This is a genomic window from Mesorhizobium sp. M6A.T.Cr.TU.014.01.1.1 (assembly GCF_004022765.1).
GTDB lineage: Bacteria > Pseudomonadota > Alphaproteobacteria > Rhizobiales > Rhizobiaceae > Mesorhizobium > Mesorhizobium mediterraneum.
This window is the reverse complement of record NZ_RZPG01000024.1, coordinates 102,977-110,150: the sequence shown is the minus strand read 5'-3', so window position 1 is coordinate 110,150 and position 7,174 is coordinate 102,977. Positions and strand designations below refer to the sequence as shown.

Sequence of the window (7,174 nt, the reverse complement as noted above, 5' to 3'; positions counted from 1 at the left end):
GCATACTGGCCGCCTGCGCTTACAATCTGCGCACCATGATTGGCGTCCTCTATCCACCCGATGAGAGGCGGACATGAGGGAGGAGTGCGTCCACAATCCGGCAGGATGGCTGCCTAAACCGACAAAGGCCCCGCAAGGGCCGCGGAAAACCGCTCTGCCGGCCTTCAAAAAGGCCCTCACTGACCACCGAAATCCACTTCGCTCCCCGTGCAAAGCCCTCACAAGGGGAGAAGGGAAGGGCCTGACCTGGCCATATCACGTCCGTACCTTGACTCCGCGCCCGATTTCCTGTCTACACGCCGCGAATTCCGCGACGAGTATCCCTCCGAGCAAGCCGACCGGGACGCCGAAACCTCGTTGAGGTGACGTGCTGTAAATCGATCCTGGAGGCCAACATCCGGCAGCGCTGTGCGCCCCCGGGTGCTTTTTGGCTTTGGACTTTTGCTCGGACTGTTTGGACACTGGGCGCGAACGCATTACCTCTCGGGCATCATCCGGGTGCCAGGGAAAAGGAAAAAGAATGTTTGAATCGCTACAGGAGCGTCTTGGCTCGATCCTGAACGGCCTCACCGGCCGCGGTGCCCTGTCCGAGGCCGATGTCTCGGCGGCGCTGCGCGAGGTGCGCCGTGCGCTGCTCGAGGCAGACGTGGCGCTGGAAGTGGTGCGTTCCTTCACCGACAAGGTGCGCGAGAAGGCCGTCGGCGCTGCTGTGGTGAAGTCGATCAAGCCGGGCCAGATGGTCGTCAAGATCGTCCATGACGAGCTGGTCGAGATGCTGGGCGCCGAGGGCGTCGCCATCGACCTCAACGCACCGGCTCCGGTCGTCATCATGATGGTTGGCCTGCAGGGCTCCGGCAAGACGACGACATCGGCCAAGATCGCCAAGCGCCTCAACGAGCGTCAGAACAAGAAGGTCCTGATGGCCTCGCTCGACACGCGGCGTCCCGCCGCGCAGGAGCAGCTCCGTCAGCTCGGCGAGCAGGTCAAGGTCGCCACGCTGCCGATCGTCGAGGGCCAGACGCCGGTCGACATCGCCCGCCGCGCCGTGCAGGCGGCAAAGCTCGGCGGCCATGACATCGTGATCCTCGACACCGCCGGCCGCACCCATATCGATGAGCCGCTGATGGTCGAGATGGCCGACATCAAGAAGGTGTCGTCGCCGCACGAGATCCTGTTGGTCGCCGATTCGCTGACCGGCCAGGACGCCGTCAATCTGGCGAAAAGCTTCGATGAGCGCGTCGGCATCACCGGCCTGGTGCTGACCCGCATGGATGGTGATGGCCGTGGTGGTGCGGCACTTTCCATGCGCGCCGTCACCGGCAAGCCGATCAAGCTGATCGGCACCGGCGAGAAAATGGACGGGTTGGAGGAATTCCATCCCAAGCGCATCGCCGACCGCATCCTCGGCATGGGCGACATCATCAGCCTCGTCGAAAAGGCTGCCGAAAACATCGACGCCGAACAGGCGGCGGCGATGGCCAAGAAGATGCAGTCGGGCAAGTTCGACCTGAACGACCTTGCCGGCCAGCTTCAGCAGATGTCGAAGATGGGCGGCATGGGCGGCATCATGGGCATGATGCCGGGCATGGGCAAGATGAAGGACCAGATGACCGCCGCCGGTCTCGACGACAAGATGTTCGGCCGCCAGCTCGCCATCATCTCGTCGATGACCAAGGCCGAGCGCGCCAACCCCGACATTCTGAAGCACTCGCGCAAGAAGCGCATCGCCGCCGGCTCCGGCACCGATGCGGCCGAAATCAACAAGCTCCTGAAGATGCACCGCGGCATGGCCGACATGATGAAGGCGATGGGCGGCAAGGGCAAAGGCGGTGGCCTGATGCGCGGCATGATGGGCGGCCTTGCGCAGAAGATGGGCCTCGGCGGCATGATGCCAGGGGGTATGGGCGGCCCGGGCGGCATGATGGGCGGCGGCATGCCGGACCTGTCCAAGATGGACCCCAAGCAGCTCGAAGCCTTGCAGAAGCAGGCGCAGGCAGCCGGTCTCGGCGGCATGAAGGGTCTTCCCGGCGGCCTTCCCAGTGGTGGTGGCGGCCTGCCCGGGCTGCCCGGCGGCATGAAGCTTCCTGGTTTGGGCGGTGGCGGGCTGCCCGGACTCGGCAAGAAGAAGTGAGGGCGCCATGAACGAAGAAAAGGACATGGCCGACGCACGTGCGGCGCTGGTCGACTACCGCGCCTCGATCGACAACATCGACGCGGCGCTCATCCACATGCTGGCCGAGCGTTTCCGCCGCACCAAGGCGGTCGGCGTGCTGAAGGCGTCGCACGGCCTGCCGCCGGCCGATCCGGCGCGGGAGCAGCAGCAGATCGCCCGCCTTCGCCAACTGGCGAAGGACGCCCATCTCGACCCGGATTTCGCGGAGAAGTTCCTGAACTTCGTCGTCCGCGAAGTGATCCGGCATCACGAGCAGATCGCCGCATCAAACGGCGTTACGAAAACCGGCTGACAACAATCATAAACCCCGATCAACGAAAATAAGAGTTTTAGGAGAAAAGAAATGCCACTGAAAATCCGACTGGCCCGTGCGGGCTCGAAGAAGCGTCCCTATTACCACGTCGTCGTCGCCGACGCCCGTTCGCCGCGCGACGGCCGTTTCATCGAGTCGCTCGGCTCGTGGAACCCGCTGCTCCCCAAGGACGGCGAGCGCGTCAAGGTCGACGCCGACCGCGTCAAGCATTGGCTTGAGCACGGCGCCCAGCCGACTGACCGCGTGCTGCGCTTCCTCGACGAGGCCGGCATTGCCAAGCGAGAGGCCCGCTCCAACCCGAAGAAGGCCGAGCCCGGCAAGAAGGCGCAGGAACGCGCCGCACTTCTGAAGAAGGCGCAGGAAGACGCAGCCGCCGCTGTTGCCGCCGCGGCAGCCGCGCCGGCCGAGGCGGAAGCCGCGACCGCCGAATAATTCTTTCTATCCCCTACGAAACGGCGGGCGCTTTTGTCCGCCGTTTTGCTGTTTCGTCCGACTTATGACGTGGCCCGATCAATAGCCTTCCGGGCAGCGGGCGATGTAGACACGCCCATTGCGACCGCGATAGCGGCACTGGCCGCTTTCCGTGGCACGACCGATCAGTGCGCCGGCGACGGCGCCGACAGCACCACCGACCAGCGCACCTCCAACTGCGTCATCGGCCACTGCAGCACCGACCGCAGCGCCGCCCAGGCCACCGACCGCAGCGCCCTGTTCTGTCCGGGAGCAGGCTGCGAGCGAGGTTGCCAATACCATCAGGACTACCAGTTTCTTCATTGTCGTTCCTCCCAAAACGGGGGTTTTCCGTCCTCACCGCCACATCTCCTAACTCGCAACCGGGCGATTTGATCCAAAGGCAACGAAGAAGGGCAGCGGCTGAAAGCGCCCTCTCTGGTGGCGCGACCGCCATAGAACGGCTTTCGAGACCGCCGCTTAACGCGTGAAAGGGATCAGCGCGCGCACCCTGGGATCGCGCAGGAAAAGGCCGCCCCACAGGATGACGCCGAGATAGACGCCGAACAGTGTGTGCGAGAATAGCGGGCTGCCGATACGTATATGGGTCGCGATCGCGCCGCCGAGATAGGCGGTGAGCAGGATGGCGCCGAGCACCGCGGTGCGCGGCACCGCATAGAGCGCGGCCGAGACCAGCCCGATGACGCCGAGCATGCGCGAGACGTTGGGATCGGCCGGCCAGCCGAGCTCAACCATGGTCTGGGTGACGATATCGAGCGGCGGCAGCTTGATGACGCCGTCGAAGATCATGAACAGCACGATGAGGGCGCTGAGCCCGCGGCCGGTCCACAGCGCGCGCGGCGTGACGGATGCTGTTGGAGAAATGGTCATTGATGTTCCCTTCGGCTGTTTTGAGCACTGATCCTCTTAGCCAGGACCCGAACCAAGGACGCGGCGCGCGACGGCGATCCGACACGCCTACGATTTTTTGGATGCACGGTGCTGCGATGGGCGCGGGAACAAACCCTAGGAGAAATAGAACTTTTCGGCAGGGATCATTTTCGGTGGCGCCTCGCCGAGCGCCTCGAACACCGAAATTTCACAGACGCGGCACAGGCCGTCGAGGGCGAGATCGTTGGCCTCGGTGCCGAACGGATCCTCGAGCTCTTCCGAAAGCGCGTCGAGGCCGAAGAAGGTGTAGGCGATCAGCGCCGTGAACAGCGGCGTCGCCCAGCCGGCCGTCGAAGCGAGCCCAAACGGCAGCAGCAGGCAGAAGATATAGGCGGTGCGCTGCAGGAGCAGCGTGTAGGCAAACGGAAGCGGTGTTCCCATGATGCGCTCGCAGCCGGCCTGCGCTGCGGCGATTTCAGCCAGGCGCTCGTCGAGGATGCGATAGCCCATGACGTCGATCGCCCCGGACTTGTACAGCGCGGCGGCTCGCTCGCCCATCCGCCGCACCATGGCGTCGGGCGGGTTGGCCGCCCTGGCGGCACTTTCGGCTTCGTCGCCGATGAACGCGCGTGCATCCGACGTGGCGTCCACCCGCCTGAGCAGGCCGCGCAGGAAGTGGCAGAAGGCGATCGCCTCCATCAAGAAGCCACGCAGTTCCGCCCGGTTTTCGATCAGCCCGGTGCTGGCACGTGCCAGATTGCGGATGTCGAAGACAAGCTGGCCCCACAGCTTGCGCGCCTCCCACCAGCGGTCATAGGCGGCATTGTTGCGGAAGCCGAGATAGATCGACAGCGCCACACCGAGCAAGGCGAACGGCGCAGGGCCGGCATTGCCGAAATCGAGCTTCAGCGCCCTGACCGCCAGCACCACCAGCGCGCCATAGACGCCGAAGCCGAAGATTTGCGGCAGGATGCGCGGCACTACCGAGCCGCGCATGATGAAGAACAGATGCAAGAATCCCGGCCGCGGGCGAACGATCATCGAAACCCCTTTCACGGACCGACAATGGTCCTGATCGGTTACATTGTGCGATGCAGTACACGAACAAGCCCGGCCGCCAGCGACATGGCGATGTCGTCTTGCCGGTTTGGGGCAAAGTAAATTATCGAAAATCCGCAAGACATTCGGGAGCAAATCGATGGCCGGCGAGACCGATCTGAAAAAACTGCTGGCGACGATGGCGCCGGAATTGCGACCCGGCATCCATGTCTTCGCCAAACTGCCGCCCGATGCGCCCATGCCAGACAGCCTCGAGCCGGTGATGCTGTTTCGCGAGCGCGAGGGCACGACGGTGATCGCGCTTGAAGCGAAAGCCAAGGCCGCTGGCCTGGAAACCGTCTTCCGCTGCCGGATGGTGACGCTGAACATCCATTCGTCGCTGGAGGCGGTAGGCTTCCTCGCCGCCATCACCACGCGTCTGGCCGCCGCCGAAATCGGCGTCAATCCGGTCTCGGCCTTCTATCAAGACCATTTGTTCGTCCCGGTCGACCGGGCGGAGGAGGCGATAGATGTGCTGCGGAGGCTGGCGGAGGAGAATCGGGGGGTGACTACCTTTCCCCCGTGAGCTGGGAGAAGGGAGCTATCCGGCCGAAGACCGAGCCCGCGTCCGCGGGCCGCCGGCTGTCCGGCGCCCCCGCGGAGGGCCCGCCGCGGCAGCGGCGATACGGCCCGTGAGCGAAAACTAAGCCGCCTTCTTCTTCGGCTGGATCAGTCCGCGCTCGATCAGCAATTCGGCGATCTGCACCGCGTTGAGTGCGGCGCCCTTGCGCAGATTGTCGGAGACGATCCACATCGACAGGCCATTGTCGATGGTCGAATCTTCGCGAATGCGCGAGATGAAGGTGGCATCCTCGCCGGCCGAATCCAGCGGCGTGATGTAGCCGCCGTCCTCGCGCTTGTCGAGAACCTGACAGCCCGGCGCCTCGCGCAGAATCTCACGTGCCTCATCGGCGGTGATCGGCTTTTCGAACTCGATGTTGACCGCTTCCGAATGGCCGATGAACACCGGCACGCGCACGCAGGTCGCCGTCAGCTTGATCTTGGGGTCGAGCATCTTCTTGGTCTCGGCCACCATCTTCCACTCTTCCTTGGTGAAGCCGTCGTCGAGGAAAACGTCGATATGCGGGATGACGTTGAAGGCGATGCGCTTGGTGAACTTCTTGACGTCGACCTGATCGGCGACGAACACGGCCCGGGTCTGCGTGAACAGCTCGTCCATGCCTTCCTTGCCGGCGCCGGAGACCGATTGATAGGTGGCGACGACGACACGCTTGATGGTGGCGAAGTCGTGCAGCGGCTTCAGCGCCACGACCAACTGCGCCGTCGAGCAATTCGGATTGGCGATGATGTTCTTGCGCGTGAACAGCGAAATCGCGTCCGGGTTCACTTCCGGCACGATCAGCGGCACGTCCTGGTCATAGCGGAAGGCCGACGAATTATCGATGACGACGCAGCCCTGCTTGCCGATCTTCGGCGACCATTCCTTCGAGACATTGCCGCCGGCCGACATGATGCAGATGTCGGTGTCGGAAAAATCATATTGGTCGAGCGTCCTGACCTTCAGCGTGCGGTCGCCGAACGACACTTCCGTGCCCTGGCTGCGCCGCGAGGCCAGCGCCACCACTTCGCTCACCGGAAAGCCGCGCTCTTCCAGTATGTTGAGCATTTCCCGGCCCACATTGCCCGTGGCGCCGACGATTGCAACTTTGAAACTCATCGAAATCTCCTGTCCTCTCCGCTCGGTTTTTGGAGAAAACCCGCCGGCCGATGCGGGTTTCAACCCCCGGGCCGGACCCGGGAGAGGGTGGTTAGGCCAAGGGAACTCAGACCGTTTTAGCGGTCGTTTTAGCCGTAGTTTTGCTGGAACGAGGAGACGCGCCGACGCGCCCGGCCCAATGGTTTGCATTGCGGCCGGGGAGGTCGAATGCAAGAAGCGCCATCAAAAGGCCGCGCATCGAAACTATCCCGTTCGGTGCCGGCTTTTACGCGGTTTGCGTAAAGAGTCAATCGCGACGAGCGAGGCGGCAACGCAATCGCGAGGTTGAATAGCCCGCCCCTTTTTGGGCGTTTGCGCTGCCCCTCACCCTTACCCTCTCCCCGTGAAAAACGGGGAGAGGGGTCGCCGGCGTTGCGGCTAAGCCTCTTCTCCCCGTTCTTCACGGGGAGAAGATGCCGGCAGGCAGATGAGGGGCAGCGCCGACATTGACAATTGATCGCGGTTTTTTGCGCACCCTGTACAATGATGGTCGCGCGAAGTACGAACGGCCAAGATTGTTTGGCTGGCGCTG

8 protein-coding genes are annotated in these 7,174 nt (G+C 63.7%); 4 read left to right on the top strand and 4 right to left on the bottom strand.

Annotated elements, in window-relative coordinates; all coding sequences use genetic code 11:
* Nucleotides 1–520: 520 nt before the first annotated feature.
* Genes ffh through rpsP form a run of 3 tightly spaced genes read left to right on the top strand, consistent with a single transcriptional unit; the run spans nt 521 to nt 2,918 of the window.
* Nucleotides 521–2,131, top strand: a complete 1,611-nt coding sequence (gene ffh / locus EN885_RS24790) for a signal recognition particle protein (RefSeq protein ID WP_127206434.1) — start codon at nt 521–523, stop codon at nt 2,129–2,131.
* Between the two features lie 7 nt (nt 2,132–2,138).
* Nucleotides 2,139–2,465 (top strand): chorismate mutase, encoded by a 327-nt coding sequence (locus EN885_RS24785; protein WP_128335229.1) that lies wholly within the window; start codon nt 2,139–2,141, stop codon nt 2,463–2,465.
* A 51-nt stretch (nt 2,466–2,516) separates the two neighbouring features.
* Entirely contained in the window at nt 2,517–2,918 is a 402-nt protein-coding gene (rpsP, locus tag EN885_RS24780; RefSeq protein WP_095484845.1) for a 30S ribosomal protein S16, read from the top strand.
* Nucleotides 2,919–2,996: 78 nt separating this feature from the next.
* Here the strand turns inward: rpsP and EN885_RS24775 are convergent, their stop codons facing one another.
* The 3 genes from EN885_RS24775 to EN885_RS24765 all read right to left on the bottom strand — a co-directional run bounded on the left by EN885_RS24775 (nt 2,997) and on the right by EN885_RS24765 (nt 4,868).
* The gene (locus EN885_RS24775) at nt 2,997–3,260 is read right to left on the bottom strand and encodes a glycine zipper domain-containing protein (protein ID WP_095484846.1); all 264 of its coding nucleotides are present in this window, start codon (nt 3,258–3,260) and stop codon (nt 2,997–2,999) included.
* A 156-nt stretch (nt 3,261–3,416) separates the two neighbouring features.
* Nucleotides 3,417–3,827, bottom strand: a complete 411-nt coding sequence (locus EN885_RS24770; protein ID WP_128244173.1) for a DoxX family protein — start codon at nt 3,825–3,827, stop codon at nt 3,417–3,419.
* 135 nt (nt 3,828–3,962) lie between these two features.
* A complete protein-coding gene (locus EN885_RS24765) occupies nt 3,963–4,868 on the bottom strand; it encodes a bestrophin family ion channel (RefSeq protein WP_127206432.1) in 906 nt (301 codons plus the stop codon).
* Nucleotides 4,869–5,025: 157 nt separating this feature from the next.
* Between EN885_RS24765 and EN885_RS24760 the strand changes: the two genes are divergently transcribed.
* A complete protein-coding gene (locus EN885_RS24760; RefSeq protein WP_128244172.1) occupies nt 5,026–5,451 on the top strand; it encodes an ACT domain-containing protein in 426 nt (141 codons plus the stop codon).
* Between the two features lie 117 nt (nt 5,452–5,568).
* On the opposite strand, the gene EN885_RS24755 is transcribed toward EN885_RS24760, so the two are convergent.
* Nucleotides 5,569–6,603, bottom strand: a complete 1,035-nt coding sequence (locus EN885_RS24755) for an aspartate-semialdehyde dehydrogenase (protein WP_095484850.1) — start codon at nt 6,601–6,603, stop codon at nt 5,569–5,571.
* Between the last annotated feature and the right edge of the window lie 571 nt (nt 6,604–7,174).

What these genes read in the sequence shown, in the direction of transcription:
- ffh (WP_127206434.1), top strand. Translation starts at nt 521, where the DNA reads ATGTTTGAATCGCTACAGGAGCGTCTTGGCTCGATCCTGAACGGCCTC.
- EN885_RS24785 (WP_128335229.1), top strand. Translation starts at nt 2,139, where the DNA reads ATGAACGAAGAAAAGGACATGGCCGACGCACGTGCGGCGCTGGTCGAC.
- rpsP (WP_095484845.1), top strand. Translation starts at nt 2,517, where the DNA reads ATGCCACTGAAAATCCGACTGGCCCGTGCGGGCTCGAAGAAGCGTCCC.
- EN885_RS24775 (WP_095484846.1), bottom strand. Translation starts at nt 3,260, where the DNA reads ATGAAGAAACTGGTAGTCCTGATGGTATTGGCAACCTCGCTCGCAGCC.
- EN885_RS24770 (WP_128244173.1), bottom strand. Translation starts at nt 3,827, where the DNA reads ATGACCATTTCTCCAACAGCATCCGTCACGCCGCGCGCGCTGTGGACC.
- EN885_RS24765 (WP_127206432.1), bottom strand. Translation starts at nt 4,868, where the DNA reads ATGATCGTTCGCCCGCGGCCGGGATTCTTGCATCTGTTCTTCATCATG.
- EN885_RS24760 (WP_128244172.1), top strand. Translation starts at nt 5,026, where the DNA reads ATGGCCGGCGAGACCGATCTGAAAAAACTGCTGGCGACGATGGCGCCG.
- EN885_RS24755 (WP_095484850.1), bottom strand. Translation starts at nt 6,603, where the DNA reads ATGAGTTTCAAAGTTGCAATCGTCGGCGCCACGGGCAATGTGGGCCGG.